This is a genomic window from Amycolatopsis alba DSM 44262 (assembly GCF_000384215.1).
Classification (GTDB): Bacteria; Actinomycetota; Actinomycetes; order Mycobacteriales; family Pseudonocardiaceae; genus Amycolatopsis; species Amycolatopsis alba.
Genome location: NZ_KB913032.1, coordinates 4,458,674 through 4,475,448 on the forward strand (window position 1 = coordinate 4,458,674; position 16,775 = coordinate 4,475,448).

28 protein-coding genes are annotated in these 16,775 nt (G+C 65.8%); all 28 read left to right on the plus strand.

Annotated features, from left to right (window positions below; all coding sequences use genetic code 11):
- Positions 1-95: 95 nt before the first annotated feature.
- The 28 genes from tuf to infA all read left to right on the plus strand — a co-directional run bounded on the left by tuf (position 96) and on the right by infA (position 16,750).
- Positions 96-1,289: an elongation factor Tu gene (gene tuf, locus AMYAL_RS0121305; RefSeq protein WP_005166772.1), complete on the plus strand. Its 1,194-nt coding sequence runs from the start codon at positions 96-98 to the stop codon at positions 1,287-1,289.
- Between the two features lie 410 nt (positions 1,290-1,699).
- Positions 1,700-2,005 (plus strand): 30S ribosomal protein S10, encoded by a 306-nt coding sequence (gene rpsJ, locus AMYAL_RS0121310; protein WP_003102098.1) that lies wholly within the window; start codon positions 1,700-1,702, stop codon positions 2,003-2,005.
- Between the two features lie 34 nt (positions 2,006-2,039).
- Positions 2,040-2,690 carry a 50S ribosomal protein L3 gene (gene rplC, locus AMYAL_RS0121315; RefSeq protein ID WP_020633317.1) on the plus strand — a complete coding sequence of 217 codons (651 nt, stop codon included), beginning with the start codon at positions 2,040-2,042 and terminating at the stop codon, positions 2,688-2,690.
- Between the two features lie 2 nt (positions 2,691-2,692).
- Positions 2,693-3,379, plus strand: coding sequence for a 50S ribosomal protein L4 (gene rplD / locus AMYAL_RS0121320; RefSeq protein WP_020633318.1), 687 nt, complete (start codon positions 2,693-2,695; stop codon positions 3,377-3,379).
- A complete protein-coding gene (gene rplW, locus AMYAL_RS0121325; protein ID WP_005166778.1) occupies positions 3,376-3,687 on the plus strand; it encodes a 50S ribosomal protein L23 in 312 nt (103 codons plus the stop codon). Before rplD ends, rplW begins: the two co-directional genes overlap by 4 nt.
- A gap of 16 nt (positions 3,688-3,703) precedes the next feature.
- The gene (rplB, locus tag AMYAL_RS0121330) at positions 3,704-4,537 is read left to right on the plus strand and encodes a 50S ribosomal protein L2 (protein ID WP_005166779.1); all 834 of its coding nucleotides are present in this window, start codon (positions 3,704-3,706) and stop codon (positions 4,535-4,537) included.
- An 18-nt stretch (positions 4,538-4,555) separates the two neighbouring features.
- Positions 4,556-4,837, plus strand: a complete 282-nt coding sequence (gene rpsS, locus AMYAL_RS0121335) for a 30S ribosomal protein S19 (RefSeq protein ID WP_003102083.1) — start codon at positions 4,556-4,558, stop codon at positions 4,835-4,837.
- 28 nt (positions 4,838-4,865) lie between these two features.
- The gene (gene rplV, locus AMYAL_RS0121340; RefSeq protein ID WP_005166780.1) at positions 4,866-5,282 is read left to right on the plus strand and encodes a 50S ribosomal protein L22; all 417 of its coding nucleotides are present in this window, start codon (positions 4,866-4,868) and stop codon (positions 5,280-5,282) included.
- The gene (gene rpsC, locus AMYAL_RS0121345; protein ID WP_020633319.1) at positions 5,282-6,133 is read left to right on the plus strand and encodes a 30S ribosomal protein S3; all 852 of its coding nucleotides are present in this window, start codon (positions 5,282-5,284) and stop codon (positions 6,131-6,133) included. Before rplV ends, rpsC begins: the two co-directional genes overlap by 1 nt.
- 3 nt (positions 6,134-6,136) lie before the next feature.
- Complete coding sequence (gene rplP / locus AMYAL_RS0121350; RefSeq protein WP_004558864.1) at positions 6,137-6,556, plus strand: 50S ribosomal protein L16; 420 nt, start codon at positions 6,137-6,139, stop codon at positions 6,554-6,556.
- Positions 6,556-6,804 carry a 50S ribosomal protein L29 gene (gene rpmC, locus AMYAL_RS0121355; protein ID WP_005166783.1) on the plus strand — a complete coding sequence of 83 codons (249 nt, stop codon included), beginning with the start codon at positions 6,556-6,558 and terminating at the stop codon, positions 6,802-6,804. The genes rplP and rpmC overlap by 1 nt, the downstream gene beginning before the upstream one ends.
- Positions 6,801-7,079 carry a 30S ribosomal protein S17 gene (gene rpsQ, locus AMYAL_RS0121360; RefSeq protein WP_005166784.1) on the plus strand — a complete coding sequence of 93 codons (279 nt, stop codon included), beginning with the start codon at positions 6,801-6,803 and terminating at the stop codon, positions 7,077-7,079. The genes rpmC and rpsQ overlap by 4 nt, the downstream gene beginning before the upstream one ends.
- 79 nt (positions 7,080-7,158) lie before the next feature.
- Positions 7,159-7,527, plus strand: a complete 369-nt coding sequence (gene rplN / locus AMYAL_RS0121365) for a 50S ribosomal protein L14 (RefSeq protein WP_005166785.1) — start codon at positions 7,159-7,161, stop codon at positions 7,525-7,527.
- A gap of 3 nt (positions 7,528-7,530) precedes the next feature.
- The gene (gene rplX, locus AMYAL_RS0121370; RefSeq protein ID WP_005166786.1) at positions 7,531-7,845 is read left to right on the plus strand and encodes a 50S ribosomal protein L24; all 315 of its coding nucleotides are present in this window, start codon (positions 7,531-7,533) and stop codon (positions 7,843-7,845) included.
- Positions 7,846-7,847: 2 nt separating this feature from the next.
- On the plus strand, positions 7,848-8,411 hold the full coding sequence (gene rplE / locus AMYAL_RS0121375) for a 50S ribosomal protein L5 (RefSeq protein ID WP_005166787.1): 564 nt from the start codon (positions 7,848-7,850) through the stop codon (positions 8,409-8,411).
- A gap of 4 nt (positions 8,412-8,415) precedes the next feature.
- Positions 8,416-8,601 (plus strand): type Z 30S ribosomal protein S14, encoded by a 186-nt coding sequence (locus AMYAL_RS0121380; RefSeq protein ID WP_005166789.1) that lies wholly within the window; start codon positions 8,416-8,418, stop codon positions 8,599-8,601.
- Between the two features lie 80 nt (positions 8,602-8,681).
- A complete protein-coding gene (gene rpsH / locus AMYAL_RS0121385) occupies positions 8,682-9,080 on the plus strand; it encodes a 30S ribosomal protein S8 (RefSeq protein ID WP_005166791.1) in 399 nt (132 codons plus the stop codon).
- Between the two features lie 16 nt (positions 9,081-9,096).
- Complete coding sequence (gene rplF, locus AMYAL_RS0121390) at positions 9,097-9,636, plus strand: 50S ribosomal protein L6 (protein ID WP_020633320.1); 540 nt, start codon at positions 9,097-9,099, stop codon at positions 9,634-9,636.
- Between the two features lie 2 nt (positions 9,637-9,638).
- Positions 9,639-10,037 (plus strand): 50S ribosomal protein L18, encoded by a 399-nt coding sequence (gene rplR, locus AMYAL_RS0121395; RefSeq protein WP_039795639.1) that lies wholly within the window; start codon positions 9,639-9,641, stop codon positions 10,035-10,037.
- Positions 10,038-10,068: 31 nt separating this feature from the next.
- Positions 10,069-10,713 carry a 30S ribosomal protein S5 gene (rpsE, locus tag AMYAL_RS0121400; protein ID WP_005166795.1) on the plus strand — a complete coding sequence of 215 codons (645 nt, stop codon included), beginning with the start codon at positions 10,069-10,071 and terminating at the stop codon, positions 10,711-10,713.
- A 1-nt stretch (position 10,714) separates the two neighbouring features.
- A complete protein-coding gene (gene rpmD / locus AMYAL_RS0121405; protein WP_005166796.1) occupies positions 10,715-10,900 on the plus strand; it encodes a 50S ribosomal protein L30 in 186 nt (61 codons plus the stop codon).
- Positions 10,897-11,343 carry a 50S ribosomal protein L15 gene (gene rplO, locus AMYAL_RS0121410; RefSeq protein ID WP_020633322.1) on the plus strand — a complete coding sequence of 149 codons (447 nt, stop codon included), beginning with the start codon at positions 10,897-10,899 and terminating at the stop codon, positions 11,341-11,343. Before rpmD ends, rplO begins: the two co-directional genes overlap by 4 nt.
- Positions 11,344-11,595: 252 nt before the next feature.
- Positions 11,596-12,432, plus strand: a complete 837-nt coding sequence (locus tag AMYAL_RS0121415) for a hypothetical protein (RefSeq protein WP_245192982.1) — start codon at positions 11,596-11,598, stop codon at positions 12,430-12,432.
- 46 nt (positions 12,433-12,478) lie between these two features.
- Complete coding sequence (locus AMYAL_RS0121420; RefSeq protein ID WP_026467306.1) at positions 12,479-13,111, plus strand: LysE family translocator; 633 nt, start codon at positions 12,479-12,481, stop codon at positions 13,109-13,111.
- Positions 13,112-13,419: 308 nt separating this feature from the next.
- Positions 13,420-14,727 carry a preprotein translocase subunit SecY gene (secY, locus tag AMYAL_RS0121425; protein ID WP_020633325.1) on the plus strand — a complete coding sequence of 436 codons (1,308 nt, stop codon included), beginning with the start codon at positions 13,420-13,422 and terminating at the stop codon, positions 14,725-14,727.
- Positions 14,724-15,278, plus strand: coding sequence for an adenylate kinase (locus AMYAL_RS0121430; protein ID WP_007031052.1), 555 nt, complete (start codon positions 14,724-14,726; stop codon positions 15,276-15,278). Before secY ends, AMYAL_RS0121430 begins: the two co-directional genes overlap by 4 nt.
- Before the next feature lie 44 nt (positions 15,279-15,322).
- On the plus strand, positions 15,323-16,099 hold the full coding sequence (map, locus tag AMYAL_RS0121435; protein WP_020633326.1) for a type I methionyl aminopeptidase: 777 nt from the start codon (positions 15,323-15,325) through the stop codon (positions 16,097-16,099).
- Between the two features lie 429 nt (positions 16,100-16,528).
- Complete coding sequence (gene infA, locus AMYAL_RS0121440) at positions 16,529-16,750, plus strand: translation initiation factor IF-1 (RefSeq protein WP_005166804.1); 222 nt, start codon at positions 16,529-16,531, stop codon at positions 16,748-16,750.
- Positions 16,751-16,775: the final 25 nt, after the last annotated feature.

Genomic DNA, 16,775 nt, shown 5'->3' on the forward strand with positions numbered 1-16,775 from the left:
CTCCTGACCGTCCGCAGCATCCGTCAACAAACGAATCTCCGTCCGACAGCCACGTTGGCCGGTGAGTAAGCAAAACAGTCCAGGAGGACATTCCAGTGGCGAAGGCGAAATTCGAGCGGACCAAGCCGCACGTCAACATCGGGACCATCGGTCACGTCGACCACGGTAAGACCACTCTGACCGCGGCGATCACCAAGGTTCTGCACGACAAGTACCCCGAGCTGAACACGGCGTCGGCGTTCGACCAGATCGACAACGCGCCGGAAGAGAAGCAGCGCGGCATCACGATCAACATCTCGCACGTCGAGTACCAGACCGAGAAGCGTCACTACGCCCACGTGGACGCCCCCGGTCACGCGGACTACATCAAGAACATGATCACCGGTGCGGCGCAGATGGACGGCGCGATCCTCGTGGTCGCGGCGACCGACGGCCCGATGCCGCAGACCCGTGAGCACGTGCTGCTCGCGAAGCAGGTCGGCGTGCCCTACATCGTGGTCGCGCTGAACAAGGCCGACATGGTCGACGACGAAGAGATCCTGGAGCTCGTCGAGCTCGAGGTTCGCGAGCTGCTGTCCTCCCAGGACTTCCCTGGTGACGACGCTCCGGTCGTCAAGGTCTCCGGCCTGAAGGCCCTCGAGGGCGACGCCAAGTGGGGCGAGAGCGTTCTCGAGCTCATGGCGGCCGTCGACGAGAACGTGCCGGACCCGGTGCGCGAGCTCGACAAGCCGTTCCTGATGCCGATCGAAGACGTCTTCACGATCACCGGCCGTGGCACGGTCGTGACCGGCCGTATCGAGCGTGGCCGCGTCAACGTGAACGAAGAGGTCGAGATCGTCGGCATCAAGGAGAAGTCGACCAAGACCACCGTCACCGGTGTCGAGATGTTCCGCAAGCTGCTCGACCAGGGTGAGGCCGGCGACAACGTCGGTCTGCTGGTCCGCGGCATCAAGCGCGAGGACGTCGAGCGCGGCCAGGTCGTCGTGAAGCCGGGCACCACCACCCCGCACACGGAGTTCGAGGGCTCGGTCTACATCCTGTCGAAGGACGAGGGTGGCCGTCACACCCCGTTCTTCAACAACTACCGCCCGCAGTTCTACTTCCGTACCACGGACGTGACCGGCGTCGTCACCCTCAAGGAGGGTGTCGAGATGGTCATGCCGGGCGACAACACGGACATCAGCGTTGTGCTGATCCAGCCGGTCGCCATGGACGAGGGCCTGCGTTTCGCCATCCGTGAGGGTGGACGGACCGTCGGCGCCGGCCAGGTCACCAAGATCAACAAGTGATTTAACGCCGATCCGGGGGTCTGATACACCCCCGGATTCAAGGCGTCAAATCACGTGTGCGACACTATTCAGGTTGCTCGTCCTGGGGCGGCCGAACTCGTTCTTCTTCGGAAATCGGGTTCCGGCCGCCCTGGTATGAGCGGCCACGGTCCGCGGAGCACTTCCTTCGGGTGAGGCTAGCGGGCAAGGGCGTTTGAGACGGCGATTCAAGCTTTTCAGCCGGCTCGATGCCTCCTCACGTTGAGGAAGACCAGGCAAGACGAAGATCCCGCGGGATCCGTCTGTGCGTCGGGCACGACACGCCCGACCGCGTGGACCGGGGACAGGGCCGTTGAGCTGGGAAAACCTCAGTCAGACTGAGGTTTGAAAAGACAAAAGCGGCACGAGACGACAAGGAACGAGCAGCCACCATGGCGGGACAGAAGATCCGCATCCGGCTCAAGGCCTACGACCACGAGGCGATCGACACCTCGGCGCGCAAGATCGTCGAGACGGTCACGCGCACCGGCGCCCGTGTTGTCGGGCCGGTGCCGCTGCCCACCGAGAAGAACGTTTACTGCGTCATCCGCTCGCCGCACAAGTACAAGGACTCGCGCGAGCACTTCGAGATGCGCACGCACAAGCGTCTGATCGACATCCTCGACCCGACGCCGAAGACGGTCGACGCGCTCATGCGCATCGACCTGCCGGCGAGCGTCGACGTCAACATCCAGTAGCAGCGGCTGGCGAGCGGCGGAGAGTAAGAGACTCATGTCTGACAGGCAAGTGAAGGGCATCCTGGGCACCAAGCTCGGCATGACCCAGGTCTTCGACGAGAACAACCGGGTCGTCCCGGTGACCGTCGTGCAGGCCGGTCCGAACGTGGTCACCCAGGTTCGGACCCAGGAAAACGACGGCTACAAGGCCGTGCAGCTGGCTTTCGGCGCGGTCGACCCGCGCCGGGTGAACAAGCCGCGCACCGGCCACTTCGACAAGGCGAGCGTGACCCCGCGTCGTTTCCTTGCGGAGCTGCGTACCACCGACGCCGAGACCTACGAGGTCGGCCAGGAGATCACCGCCGAGGTGTTCGAGGCCGGTATCGAGGTCGACGTGACCGGTACCAGCAAGGGCAAGGGCTACGCCGGTGTCATGAAGCGTCACGGCTTCAAGGGCCAGGGCGCGAGCCACGGTGCCCAGGCCGTGCACCGCAAGCCCGGCTCGATCGGTGGCTGCGCCACTCCGGGCCGTGTCTTCAAGGGCCTGCGCATGGCGGGCCGGATGGGCAACGACCGGGTCACCACGCAGAACCTGACCGTGCACGCGGTGCGTGCCGAAGACGGCCTGCTGCTGATCAAGGGCGCCGTGCCCGGTCCCAAGGGCGGCCTGCTGTTCGTTCGCAGCGCCGCGAAGGGTGGTAACTGAACATGAGCAGCGTCGAGCTGAAGACCCCGGCCGGTAAAGCCGACGGCACGGTCGAGCTCCCCTCGGAGATCTTCGACGTGCAGGCCAACGTGCCCCTCATGCACCAGGTCGTGGTTGGCCAGCTGGCCGCCGCGCGCCAGGGCACGCATGACACCAAGACCCGCGGTGAAGTCCGCGGTGGTGGCAAGAAGCCGTACCGCCAGAAGGGCACCGGCCGCGCCCGCCAGGGTTCGACCCGTGCGCCGCAGTTCACCGGTGGTGGCGTCGTCCACGGCCCCACGCCGCGTGACTACACCCAGCGGACCCCGAAGAAGATGAAGGCCGCCGCTCTGCGTGGCGCCCTCTCCGACCGGGCCCGTGCCGGACAGCTGCACGTCGTCACCGAACTGGTGACCGGCGAGAAGCCGTCCACCAAATCCGCCAAGGCCGCCATCGCCGCGGTGACCCAGGCCAAGCGCGTTCTCGTGGTGCTGCACCGCGACGACGAGCTGAGCTGGAACTCGCTGCGGAACCTGGCCGAGGTCCACATCATCACGCCCGACCAGCTCAACACCTACGACGTGTTGGTCAACGACGACGTGGTGTTCACCAAGGCCGCTTACGACGTGTTCGTCGCCGGTCCCGTCCGGGGCAAGGGCGCGAAGGCCAGCGCGCGGTCGAGCGAGGTTGAAGGGAGTGACGAGCAGTGAGTGCGATCGCCATCCCCGATCCCCGCGACATCTTGCTCGCGCCGGTGATCTCCGAGAAGTCCTACGGGCTGCTCGAGGACCACAAGTACACGTTCATCGTCCGCCCGGACGCCAACAAGACCCAGATCAAGATCGCGGTCGAGAAGGTGTTCGGCGTCAAGGTGGTCAGCGTCAACACGGCCAACCGCCAGGGCAAGCGTAAGCGGACTCGCGCCGGCTTCGGCAAGCGCAAGGACACCAAGCGCGCCATCGTGACTCTTTCGGCTGAAAGCAAGCCGATCGAGATCTTCGGCGGACCCACCGCGTAAAGGACTGAGCTGACACATGGGCATCCGCAAGTACAAGCCGACGACTCCGGGTCGTCGCGGTTCCAGCGTCTCCGACTTCGCCGAGATCACTCGGTCCACGCCGGAGAAGTCGCTGCTGCGTCCGCTGAGCAAGTCCGGCGGCCGTAACTCCAGCGGCAAGATCACCACCCGCCACAAGGGCGGTGGCCACAAGCGTGCGTACCGGCTGATCGACTTCCGCCGGAACGACAAGGACGGCGTTCCCGCCAAGGTCGCGCACATCGAGTACGACCCCAACCGGTCCGCTCGTATCGCGCTGCTGCACTACGCCGACGGCGAGAAGCGCTACATCATCGCCCCGGAGAAGCTCAAGCAGGGTGACACGGTTGAGAACGGCCCCCGCGCCGACATCAAGCCGGGTAACAACCTGCCGCTGCGCAACATCCCGGTCGGTACCGTGATCCACGCGATCGAGCTCCGCCCCGGTGGCGGCGCGAAGATGGCGCGGTCCGCCGGTGCCAAGGTGCAGCTGGTGGCGAAGGACGGGCCTTACGCCCAGCTTCGTCTCCCCTCGGGCGAGATCCGCAACGTCGACGTGCGCAACCGCGCCACCATCGGCGAGGTCGGCAACTCCGAGCACTCCAACATCAACTGGGGCAAGGCGGGCCGTAACCGCTGGCGCGGCAAGCGCCCCACCGTCCGTGGTGTCGTCATGAACCCGGTCGACCACCCGCACGGTGGTGGTGAGGGTAAGACCTCCGGTGGTCGCCACCCGGTGAACCCGAACGGTAAGCCCGAAGGCCGCACCCGCCGCCGCAAGGCTTCCGACGCCATGATCGTCCGCCGCCGGCGTACCGGCAAGAAGCGCTGAGCAGGGAGGTAGAAGAACATGCCACGTAGCCTCAAAAAGGGCCCCTTCGTGGACGACCACCTGCTCAAGAAGGTGGACGCTCTCAACGAGTCGGGCAAGAAGACCGTCATCAAGACCTGGTCGCGACGCTCCACGATCATCCCGGATTTCCTGGGTCACACGATCGCGGTGCACGACGGTCGCAAGCACGTCCCGGTGTTCGTCACCGAGGCGATGGTGGGTCACAAGTTGGGCGAATTCGCTCCGACTCGGACCTTCAAGGGCCACATCAAGGACGACCGCAAGTCGCGCCGCCGCTGAGCGGGCACGAGAGAACAAGGAACTAGCGATGAACGCCCAGAACGACGTGGCCGAGGCTTTGCCGACGGCTTACGCGCGGGCTCGCTTCGTCCGGGACTCGCCTACCAAGGTGCGCCGGGTGATCGAGCTGATCAAGGGACGTAGCGCCGCCGACGCCTTGGCCGTGCTCCAGTTCGCCCCGCAGGCGGCAAGCGAGCCGGTCGCGAAGGTGCTCGCCAGCGCCGTGGCCAACGCCGAAAACAACCTCGATCTCGACCCTGACACCCTCTGGGTCAAGAACGCCTACGCCGACGAGGGCCCGACCCTCAAGCGCATCCGTCCGCGGGCCCAGGGCCGTGCGTACCGGATCCGCAAGCGGACCAGCCACATCACCGTCGAGGTGGAGTCGCGTCCCAAGGCCGAGGCCAAGAAGGCACAGGGCAAGAAGAAGGCAGGTGGCCGGTAGTGGGCCAGAAGATCAACCCGCACGGCTTCCGCCTGGGTATCACCACGGACTGGAAGTCGCGTTGGTACGCCGACAAGCAGTACGCGGAGTACGTGGCCGAGGACGTCAAGATCCGGAAGCTGCTGTCCACGGGCATGGAGCGCGCCGGGATCTCCAAGGTCGAGATCGAGCGCACCCGTGACCGGGTCCGCGTCGACATCCACACCGCCCGGCCGGGCATCGTCATCGGCCGTCGCGGCGCGGAGGCCGACCGTATCCGCGGCGCGCTGGAGAAGCTGACCGCCAAGCAGGTCCAGCTGAACATCCTCGAGGTCAAGAACCCCGAGGCCGACGCCCAGCTCGTCGCTCAGGGTGTCGCGGAGCAGCTGAGCAACCGTGTGGCGTTCCGCCGCGCGATGCGCAAGGCGATCCAGACCTCCATGCGTTCGCCGCAGGTCAAGGGCATCCGCGTGCAGTGCGGCGGTCGTCTCGGCGGTGCCGAGATGTCCCGCTCCGAGCACTACCGCGATGGCCGCGTCCCGCTGCACACGCTGCGCGCCGACATCGACTACGGCTTCTTCGAGGCCAAGACGACGTTCGGTCGCATCGGCGTGAAGGTGTGGATCTACAAGGGCGAGCTCGTGGGTGGCCTCAAGGCCAAGGAGGCGCGTGACGCCGCCGCGGCCGCCGAGCGCGCCCCGCGCCGTGACCGTGGTGACCGTCCGTCCCGACCGCGCCGTTCCGGCTCGTCGGGCACGACGCCGACCTCGACCGAAGCCGGTCGGGCCGCTGCCGCCGCCAAGAGCGACGACACCGCCCCCGCGGCCGTTGAGGCCCCGGCTGCTGAGACTGCAGAAAAGACGGAGGGCTGACACGTGCTCATCCCGCGCAGGGTCAAGCACCGGAAGCAGCACTCCCCGAAGCGCCACGGTGCCGCCAAGGGCGGTACGAAGGTGAGCTTCGGCGAGTACGGCATCCAGGCGCTTGAGCACAGCTACGTGACCAACCGGCAGATCGAGTCCGCTCGTATCGCCATGACGCGTCACATCAAGCGTGGCGGCAAGGTGTGGACGACCATCTACCCGGACCGCCCGCTGACCAAGAAGCCGGCGGAAACCCGCATGGGTTCCGGTAAGGGTTCGCCCGAGTGGTGGATCGCCAACGTGAAGCCGGGCCGCGTGATGTTCGAGATCTCGTTCCCGAACGAGGAGACCGCCCGTGAGGCGCTCCGTCGCGCGATCCACAAGCTGCCCATGAAGTGCCGCATCGTGACCCGTGAAGGTGGTGAGTTCTGATGGCGAAGGCAGGTGCCGCTCTGGCATCGGAGCTTCGTGAGCTCACCGCGGAAGAGCTCGTCCTGCGTCTGAAGGAATACAAGGAGGAGCTCTTCAACCTCCGCTTCCAGATGGCGACCGGACAGCTCGACAACAACCGCCGTCTGCGTACCGTCCGCACGGACATCGCGCGGATCTACACGGTCATGCGCGAGCGTGAACTCGGCCTGTCCGTTTCCCCTGACGCCGAGAGTGAAGGTGCCGCATGAGCGAGCAGCCCACCGAGGCGGCCGGCCGCAACGACCGTAAGGTCCGTGAGGGCTATGTCGTCTCGGACAAGATGAACAAGACGATCGTGGTCGAGCTCGAGGACCGCAAGAAGCACCGTCGCTACGCCAAGGTTCTCCGCAGCACCAGCAAGGTCAAGGTGCACGACGAGAACAACGAGGCGGGCGTGGGCGACCGGGTCACCTTGATGGAGACCCGCCCGCTGTCGGCGACCAAGCGCTGGCGTCTGGTGCAGATCGTGGAGAAGGCCAAGTAAGTAGGGCTCTTTTTGAGTCCCTTAGTTCCGCAAGGCTCGCAGTTCAACGCGAGAACCAGCGCGACATACAGGAGTAGACGTGATCCAGCAGGAGTCGCGGCTTCGGGTTGCCGACAACACGGGCGCGAAGGAAATCCTTTGCATCCGCGTTCTCGGTGGCTCGGGGCGGCGCTACGCGGGCATCGGCGACATCATCGTCGCCACCGTGAAGGACGCCATGCCGGCTGCCGGCGTGAAGAAGGGTGACGTCGTCAAGGCGGTCATCGTTCGCACGCGCAAGGAGCGCCGTCGTCCGGACGGTTCTTACATCCGCTTCGACGAGAACGCTGCTGTGCTCATCAAGAACGACAATGAGCCCCGCGGCACCCGCATCTTCGGCCCGGTGGGCCGCGAGCTGCGCGACCGAAAGTTCATGAAGATCATTTCGCTCGCGCCGGAGGTGTTGTAGAGCATGAAGGTGAAGAAGGGCGACACGGTCGTCGTCATCGCCGGCAAGGACAAGGGTGCCAAGGGCAAGGTCATCCAGGCCTACCCCGAGCGCGAGCGCGTCCTGGTCGAGGGCGTGAACCGGATCAAGAAGCACACGCGGATCTCCCAGACCCAGCGCGGCGCGCAGTCCGGCGGCATCGTCACGCAGGAGGCGCCCATCCACGTCTCGAACGTGATGGTCGTCGACTCCGACGGCAAGCCGACCCGCGTCGGCTACCGCATCGGCGAGGACGGCAAGAAGGTCCGGGTCTCGCGCCGGAACGGTAAGGACATCTGATCATGACCACCGCAGAGAAGATCGCCCCGCGCCTCAAGGTGCGGTACCGCGAGGAGATCAAGGGACAGCTCCAGGCGGAGTTCTCCTTCGAGAACGTCCACCAGATCCCTGGCGTCGTCAAGGTCGTCGTGAACATGGGTGTCGGTGACGCCGCCCGTGACAGCAAGCTGATCGAAGGCGCCATCAAGGACCTGGCCGCGATCACCGGGCAGAAGCCCGAGGTTCGCAAGGCCCGCAAGTCCATCGCGCAGTTCAAGCTGCGTGAGGGCCAGCCGATCGGCGCGCGCGTCACGCTGCGCGGCGACCGGATGTGGGAGTTCCTCGACCGGCTGCTGACCATCGCGCTTCCGCGTATCCGTGACTTCCGCGGGCTTTCGCCGAAGCAGTTCGACGGCAACGGCAACTACACGTTCGGTCTCAACGAGCAGTCCATGTTCCACGAGATCGACCCGGACGCCATCGACCGCCCCCGCGGTATGGACGTCACTGTCGTCACCACCGCCAACACCGACGACGAGGGCCGCGCGCTGCTTCGCAAGCTCGGCTTCCCGTTCAAGGAGAACTGAGTCGATGGCCAAGAAAGCACTGGTCCACAAGGCCGCGAAGACGCCGAAGTTCAAGGTTCGCGGTTACACGCGCTGCCAGCGGTGCGGACGCCCGCACTCGGTGTTCCGCAAGTTCGGGCTCTGCCGGATCTGCCTTCGCGAGATGGCACACGCGGGCGAGCTGCCCGGTGTCCGCAAGTCCAGCTGGTAAGAGTCTTTTTTAACTCCCACTTCGCCACAGGCCTTGCATCGAATGCAGGGAACCAGGGCGAGAAAGGTTGACAGGTCACCATGACGATGACCGACCCCATCGCAGACTTCTTGACCCGTCTGCGTAACGCGAACTCGGCTTACCACGACGAGGTCGTGCTTCCCCACTCGAAGATCAAGGCGAACATCGCCGAGATCCTCAAGCGCGAGGGCTACATCTCGGGCTACCGCGACGAGCCGGGCGAGAAGCACAAGAACCTCATCGTGGAGCTGAAGTACGGCCCCAACCGTGAGCGCAGCATCGCCGGCCTCCGCCGCGTGTCCAAGCCCGGCCTGCGGGTCTACGCAAAATCGACCGAACTGCCGTCGGTTCTCGGTGGCCTCGGCGTCGCGATCATCTCGACGTCGTCCGGCCTCCAGACCGACCGTCAGGCCAAGCGCAACAGCGTGGGCGGCGAAGTCCTCGCCTACGTCTGGTAAGGAAGGGGGCACAGACATGTCACGCATCGGAAAGCTGCCGGTCGCCGTCCCCTCCGGGGTCGAGGTGACCATCGACGGTCAGCAGATCAAGGTCAAGGGGCCCAAGGGCACCCTTGAGCACACCATCGCCGAGCCGATCATCGTCGAGAAGGCCGAGAACGGCACTCTCGAGGTGAAGCGTCCCGACGAGGAGCGCACCAGCCGTGCCCTGCACGGTCTCACCCGGACGCTGGTCAACAACCTCGTCGTCGGTGTGACCGAGGGCTACGAGAAGAAGCTCGAGATCCACGGTGTCGGTTACCGCGTGCAGGCCAAGGGCTCGGACCTCGAGTTCGCCCTCGGCTACAGCCACCCGGTGAAGATCGAGGCCCCGGAAGGCATCACCTTCAAGGTCGAGACCCCCACCCGGTTCTCGGTCTCGGGCATCGACAAGCAGAAGGTCGGCCAGATCGCCGCGGTCATCCGCAAGCTGCGCCGCCCGGACCCGTACAAGGGCAAGGGCCTGCGCTACGAGGGTGAGAAGATCCGCCGCAAGGTCGGAAAGACGGGTAAGTGATCATGAGCGACACGACTACGAAGCGCAAGCCGGTCGGCAAGGACATCTCGACCCGCCGCCGCGTCGCGAAGGCCCGTCGGCACTTCCGCCTTCGCAAGAAGATCAACGGCACGGACCAGCGTCCGCGCCTGGTCGTCAAGCGTTCGTCGCGGCACATCGCCGTGCAGCTGATCGACGACCTGGTCGGCAAGACCCTGGCGTCGGCGTCCACCCTCGAGGCGGACGTTCGCGCGCTGGACGGCGACAAGAAGGCCAAGGCCGCCAAGGTCGGGGAGCTTCTCGCCGCCCGTGCCAAGAACGCCGGCGTCTCGACCGTGGTGTTCGACCGTGGTGGCAACGCCTACCACGGCCGCATCGCGGCGCTCGCCGACGCTGCCCGTGAGGCGGGGTTGGAGTTCTGATGCAGATGCTCGTGAATGGAAGGAAAGCCTGATGCCGGGACGTACGCGGCAATTCGGCGGCGGCCAGGGTGGACCCGGCGGGCAGGGCGGCAACGACCGCAATGACCGTCGCGACCGCCGTGACCGGCGCGACAGTGGCCGTGGCGGGGCCGGCCAGGAAAAGACCCCGCACCTCGAGAAGGTCGTGACGATCAACCGCGTCGCCAAGGTCGTCAAGGGTGGTCGTCGCTTCAGCTTCACCGCTCTGGTGGTCGTCGGTGACGGCGACGGTCAGGTCGGCGTCGGCTACGGCAAGGCCAAGGAAGTTCCCGCGGCCATCGCCAAGGGCGTCGAGGAAGCGAAGAAGAACTTCTTCCGCGTTCCCCGCGTCGGCGGCACCATTCCCCACCCGATCCAGGGTGAGGAAGCCGCCGGTGTCGTGCTGCTCCGTCCGGCCTCGGCCGGTACCGGCGTCATCGCCGGTGGCCCGGTGCGCGCGGTGCTGGAGTGCGCGGGTGTCCACGACGTGCTGTCGAAGTCGCTTGGCTCCGACAACGCGATCAACATCGTGCACGCGACCGTGGCGGCCCTGAAGGGTCTCCAGCGTCCCGAAGAGGTCGCGGCCCGCCGCGGTCTCCCGCTCGAGGACGTCGCCCCGGCTCGGATGCTGCGTCAGCGCGCGGGCCAGGGGGTCTGACATGACTCAGCTCAAGGTGACCCAGGTCAAGAGCAAGATCGGCACGAAGCACGCTCACCGCGAGTCGCTGCGCACCCTCGGGCTGCGCAAGATCCGCCAGAGCGTCGTGCGTGAAGACACCCCCCAGGTTCGCGGCCTCATCCACACGGTCCGCCACCTGGTGGAGGTCGAGGAGGTCAAGGCATGACTGCCATCAAGATCCACCACCTTCGTCCGGCTCCGGGCGCGAAGCGCGACAAGATCCGCGTCGGCCGTGGTGAGGGCTCGAAGGGCAAGACCGCCGGTCGCGGTACCAAGGGCACCAAGGCCCGGAAGAACGTGCCCGCCGGTTTCGAGGGTGGGCAGATGCCCATCCACATGCGGCTCCCGAAGCTGCGTGGTTTCAAGAACCGTTTCCGCACCGAGTACCAGCCCGTGAACCTGGGCGACATCGCCCGCGTGTTCCCGGACGGTGGCACGGTCGGCAACGAGGAGCTCGTCGCGAAGGGCCTTGTTCGCAAGAACAAGCTCGTGAAGGTGCTCGGCAACGGTGACCTGAACGGCGTCAAGCTGGACATCACCGCCGACGCTTTCTCCGGCTCCGCCAAGGAGAAGCTCTCCGCCGCCGGTGGCTCCGCCACCACGCTCTGAGCGCTCCCGCTTCACCCGGCTCCCTCCGCTTCGCTGCGGGAGCCTCAGCTTCACCGAAAGGCCCGCCCGGCTCCGCCCGGCGGGCCTTTCGCTTGCGCTCACCCCGGATCGAGTTTCGCGGGCTAATCGCGATCCGGCGCCTCGGGCTCCCCACGCTTGCGACGACCTCTGTTCAGCCCGCTAATCGCGATCCGGGCCCCGGAACGGCCGACCCGACTTTAGCGGGCTAATCGCGATCTGTCGGTCGCCCAGGTGCCCACCGCCCAGATCGCGATTAGCCCGCTAAAGTCGATCCGGCCTCGGGCCGCGAGCGTGGCGGCCGGGGGGCTGACCTGGAAGAATCATGAGGTGGCCATACCTTCCGGGCAGGATCCGCAGCCCTTCCAGCAGCCGGATGCCCCGCCGATGGTCGTATCCGTTTCAGGTCCCATGGATCCCCTAGGCGAACCAAGTCGGTCCGGTCGGCTTGAGCCCCGCAGGCTCGTCGCGGCGGGGCTGGCCGCTCTGGCCCTGGTGCTGACCCTCGCAGGCTGCTTCTTCCCGCTCTTCAGGACCGAGCATCGGTTCGCCTTCGACACCAGCGACCAGAGCATGTTCGTGTTGGTGCAGAGTGCATGGGACACGATCGCGGAGCAGCGCGACCAACCTGCCGTCGTGTCGTCGACGACACCTATCGGTATTCCGCTCCTGATTGCCACGACGCTCCTGCTGGCGGCCGCGGTCGTCAGCACGCGGTTCGCCTGGCGTCATCGACCGGGAGCTTTGGACAGGTGGTTCACCACCATCGCGGCGGTGTTCCTCACCGGCGTCGTCAGCTGCGTCGCCACGCTGGGGGCCGGACGCCAGCTGGGAGATGACGTCAAGGTGACCTTGACTCTCGAAGCGGGTATGTGGGCGCTCTTCGCTGCGGTCGTCGCCGTTGTCGCTGCGGCCGTGATGAGCCATCGCGTCCAGGAGGACGAGGTCTCGCTGAGCGGTCACCCGAGTCTCGCGGATCTGCCGACGCCGAAAGACGGTATCTCCATCACGGTGCTTCCGCCGGAGCCGCCGGACTACTCAGCCTTCGCGCCTCCGAAGGATCGCGATTAGCCCGCTAAACGCGATCCTTCATATCGGGGGTGCGAGGAGGTAGCCGATGACTTGGGCAGTGGTCTTCTTCGGAGCGGCAGTGCTCGTGGCTTTTACGCCAGGGGCGAACAACCTGCTCGGCCTGCACCACGGCATGACACAAGGGGCGTGGAAAGGGCTCGTCGGCCTGCTAGGCCGATTGGCCGCATTCACGGTGCTGATCGCGGCTGTCGCGGCAGGGCTCGGGCAGCTTCTCGCGGCCTCGGAGCTTGCACTCACGGTGATCAAATGGGCAGGTGTCACCTACCTGGTCTGGATCGGCGGGCGGCTGCTGTGGTCGACGTTCCGTGCCGGACGAACCGCGCTGGTCCAGGCGCCGCAGGACGCCGAGTCCGTATCAGCGCTGCGGATCGCGAGGAAGGAATTCGTCGTCGCGGTCACGAACCCGAAGGCGATCCTCATCTTCACGGCGTTCGTACCCCAGTTCATCGACGCAGCTCACGGCTCATTTCCCAGCCAGATCGCGATTCTCGGCGCCATCTACCTGCTCGCCGAGTTCGTCGCGGGCGCGACCTACATCGGCGCAGGCACGCTCGTGAAGTCGCTCCGGCTGTCCCGCCGCGCGACTCGTAACGTCGACCGCGGAACAGGTGTCGTGCTCCTCGGCATGGCGGGAGCCCTCGCCACATCGAGCTCCTGATCACGTTGCGTTCAGTGGCCTGATCGCGATCTGATGGGTCCGGAAAGCAGGGAACGCTCACGCGATCTGTCAAGGTTCCTGAGCAAGAAGCGCAAGTCGATCAACCCCACGGACCAACCTTCGTCCGGAAAACCCACACGCACTGCGGACACGCCCTGTGAAGCTGTTAGAGTCGGCGACACGCTTCGGGACGAGTGTGCCCCGAAGCGTTCCTGGCTTGTGCCAGAAAGCTGTGTGTTCCCGCCGGCCCCAGGTCGGCCAAGCCGATCGTCGGTAAGACAGCCGACGACGCCGAGGAGGTCCCCCGCGTGCTCAGCGCCTTCCGCTCGGCTCTCGCGACGCCGGATCTACGTAAGAAGATCCTGTTCACGCTAGCCATTGTCGCGGTCTACCGAATCGGTGCCACCATCCCGGCTCCGGGCATCTCGTACTCCGCCGTCCAGAAATGCACGGAAACCGGGTCGCAGGAGGGCGTCTATCAGCTGCTGAACTTGTTCAGCGGCGGCGCACTGCTCCAGCTTTCGCTGTTCTCGACCGGCATCATGCCGTACATCACGGCGAGCATCATCGTCCAGCTTCTCACCGTGGTCATCCCGCGGTTCGAGGAGCTGAAGAAGGAAGGCCAGTCCGGTCAGGGCAAGCTGACCCAGTACACCCGGTACCTGACGATCGCCCTCGCGGTCCTGCAGGCCACCGGTGTGGTGGCGCTCGCCGACCGCAAGCAGCTCTTCCCGCAGTGCGACACCCCGATCATCCCGGACAACAGCGTCTACACGCTGGCCATCATCGTCGTCACGATGACCGCCGGTACCGCCGTCATGATGTGGCTGGGTGAGCTGATCACCGAGCGCGGCGTCGGCAACGGCATGTCCGTCCTCATCTTCCTGAACATCGCGGCGCGTATCCCGATCGAGGGTGGCAACATCCTCAGCAGCGCGGGCGGCATGGTCTTCGCTCTCGTCTGCGTGTTCGGCCTGGTGATCATCGCCAGCGTCATCTTCGTCGAGCAGGGGCAGCGCCGGATCCCGGTGCAGTACGCCAAGCGCATGATCGGCCGCCGCATGTACGGCGGGACCTCGACCTACCTGCCGATCAAGGTGAACCAGGCCGGTGTCATCCCGGTCATCTTCGCCTCGTCGCTGCTCTACCTGCCGGACCTGATCAGCCGCCTCGTCGGCGACGCCAACAGCAACTCCGGCTGGCAGGTCTTCATCCAGAACTACATCGTCAACCAGTCCAGCTGGGCACACGTCCTGCTGTACTTCGCGTTGATCATCTTCTTCACGTACTTCTACATCACGATCACGTTCAACGTGGACGAGCGTGCGGAGGAGATGAAGAAGTTCGGTGGCTTCATCCCCGGTATCCGTCCGGGTCGCCCCACCGCGGAGTACCTCAGCTACGTCCTGGGCCGGATCACCCTGCCGGGCTCGCTGTACCTGGGCATCATCGCGATCCTTCCGAACTTCTTCCTGTCCGTCACCGGCAGCGGGAACAACCAGAACTTCCCGTTCGGTGGCACGGCTGTGCTGATCATGGTCGGTGTCGGTCTCGACACCGTGAAGCAGATCGAAAGCCAGCTGATGCAACGTAACTACGAAGGGTTCTTGAAGTGACGCGCCTGGTTCTCGTTGGCCCTCCTGGCGCGGGCAAAGGTACTCAGGCGGTAGCACTGTCGGAGAAGCTCCGGATCCCGCACATCTCGACCGGCGACCTGTTCCGCGCCCACGTGGGCGAGCAGACGCCGCTGGGCCAGGAAGCCAAGCGCTACCTGGACTCCGGCGAACTCGTGCCCGACTCGGTCACGAACGAGATGGTGCGCGAGCGCCTCGCCGAACCCGACGCCAAGGTCGGCTTCCTGCTGGACGGGTTCCCCCGGAACACCAAGCAGGCCGACGTCCTCGGTGAGATCCTCGGCGAGGTCGACACCAAACTGAACGCGGTCATCCAGCTTCAGGTCTCGGAAGACGTCGTCGTCGAGCGGCTGCTGTCCCGCGGCCGCTCGGACGACACCGAAGAGGTCATCCGCCGTCGCCAGCAGATCTACGTGTCCGAGACGGCTCCGCTGCTCGAGTACTACGCGGACATCCTGGTCACGGTCGACGGCGTCGGCTCGGTCGACGAGATCTCCGCCCGCGTGCTGGAAGCGCTGCGCGACCGCACGTGAACCTCGGAGGACTGCGTGTACTGCAACGGCTTCGTCGTGGGCGCATGATCGAAATCAAGACACCTGGTGAGCTCCAGGCGATGCGGGCCGCGGGCCTGGTCGTCTGGCGCACCCTCACCGCGGTGGGCGAGATCGCCAAACCGGGCGTGACCACGGCCGACCTCGACGAACTCGCCGAGCAGACGATCCGCGACGCCGGCGCGGTGCCCTCGTTCAAGGGGTACCACGGGTTCCCGGCGTCGATCTGCGCTTCGGTGAACGAGCAGATCGTCCACGGCATCCCGTCGAAGACGCAGGTCCTGAACGATGGGGACATCATCTCCGTCGACTGTGGCGCGATCCTCGACGGCTGGCACGGCGACTCCGCGGTCACCCTCGCGATCGGTGAGGTGTCGAAGGCGGATCTGGCGCTCTCGGCGGCCACCGAGGCGGCGATGTGGGCTGGGATCGCCGCGGTGTCGTCGGGCGGCAGGCTGACGGACATCTCGTACGCGGTGCAGACGGCTGCCGAGAAGGCAGGCCAGGATGACGGCATCGAGTACGGGATGATCGTCGAGTATGGCGGTCACGGGATCGGGCGCCAGATGCACATGGACCCGTTCCTGCCGAATCTCGGGAAACCGGGCAAGGGACCGCGGCTCAAGACCGGTATGGCGCTCGCGATCGAGCCCATGCTGACCGGCGGCGGGGGAGAGACCGTCGAGCTCGACGACGGCTGGACAGTCGTGACCGCGGACGGCTCGCGGGCCTCACACTGGGAACACACCGTCGCCATCACCGATGACGGCCCGTGGGTCCTCACCGCCCCCGAAGACGCCTGACCCCCACCCCGGATCGCGATTAGCCCGCTAAAGTCGAGTCCGTCCGCTGGTCGGCGCAGTGCCCAGGCCCGCCGATGAGACGCCCGCCCGCTGCCCTCATCGGAGGCACCCCCTCCGCCGAGCGCCCCAGGGCACCCGCCCGTCAGATCGCGTTTAGCCCGCTAAACGCAGGTCGGCGGAGGCGTACGATGGTGAAGGTCGCTTCCGGCGAACTCGGGGGACATCTAACACAGTCACCCCCCGTTTGGGGCTCACGACACGGGTTGCGTACACTGTCAAGTCGGTGTACTCATCGCGCCCGGATCCTGCGCGCTCGTGAATTCTCGCGAACGGACATTGGACCCGTGGAGGAGTGTGCCGAAGCACCACCCAGCCAAGCACTCAAGCTCTGACTGATAACACAGCGTAGCGACAGGAAATGCGGAGGACATGGGCAAGAAAGACGGGGCCATCGAGGTCGAAGGCCGCGTAGTCGAGCCGCTCCCCAACGCGATGTTCCGCGTCGAGTTGGAGAACGGCCACAAGGTCCTTGCACACATCAGCGGCAAGATGCGGCAGCACTACATCCGCATCCTGCCCGAGGACAGGGTTGTCGTGGAGCTCTCGCCCTACGACTTGTCTCGTGGTCGCATCGTCTACCGCTACAAGTGATCACGACGAGTTAGCACAAGCAGGA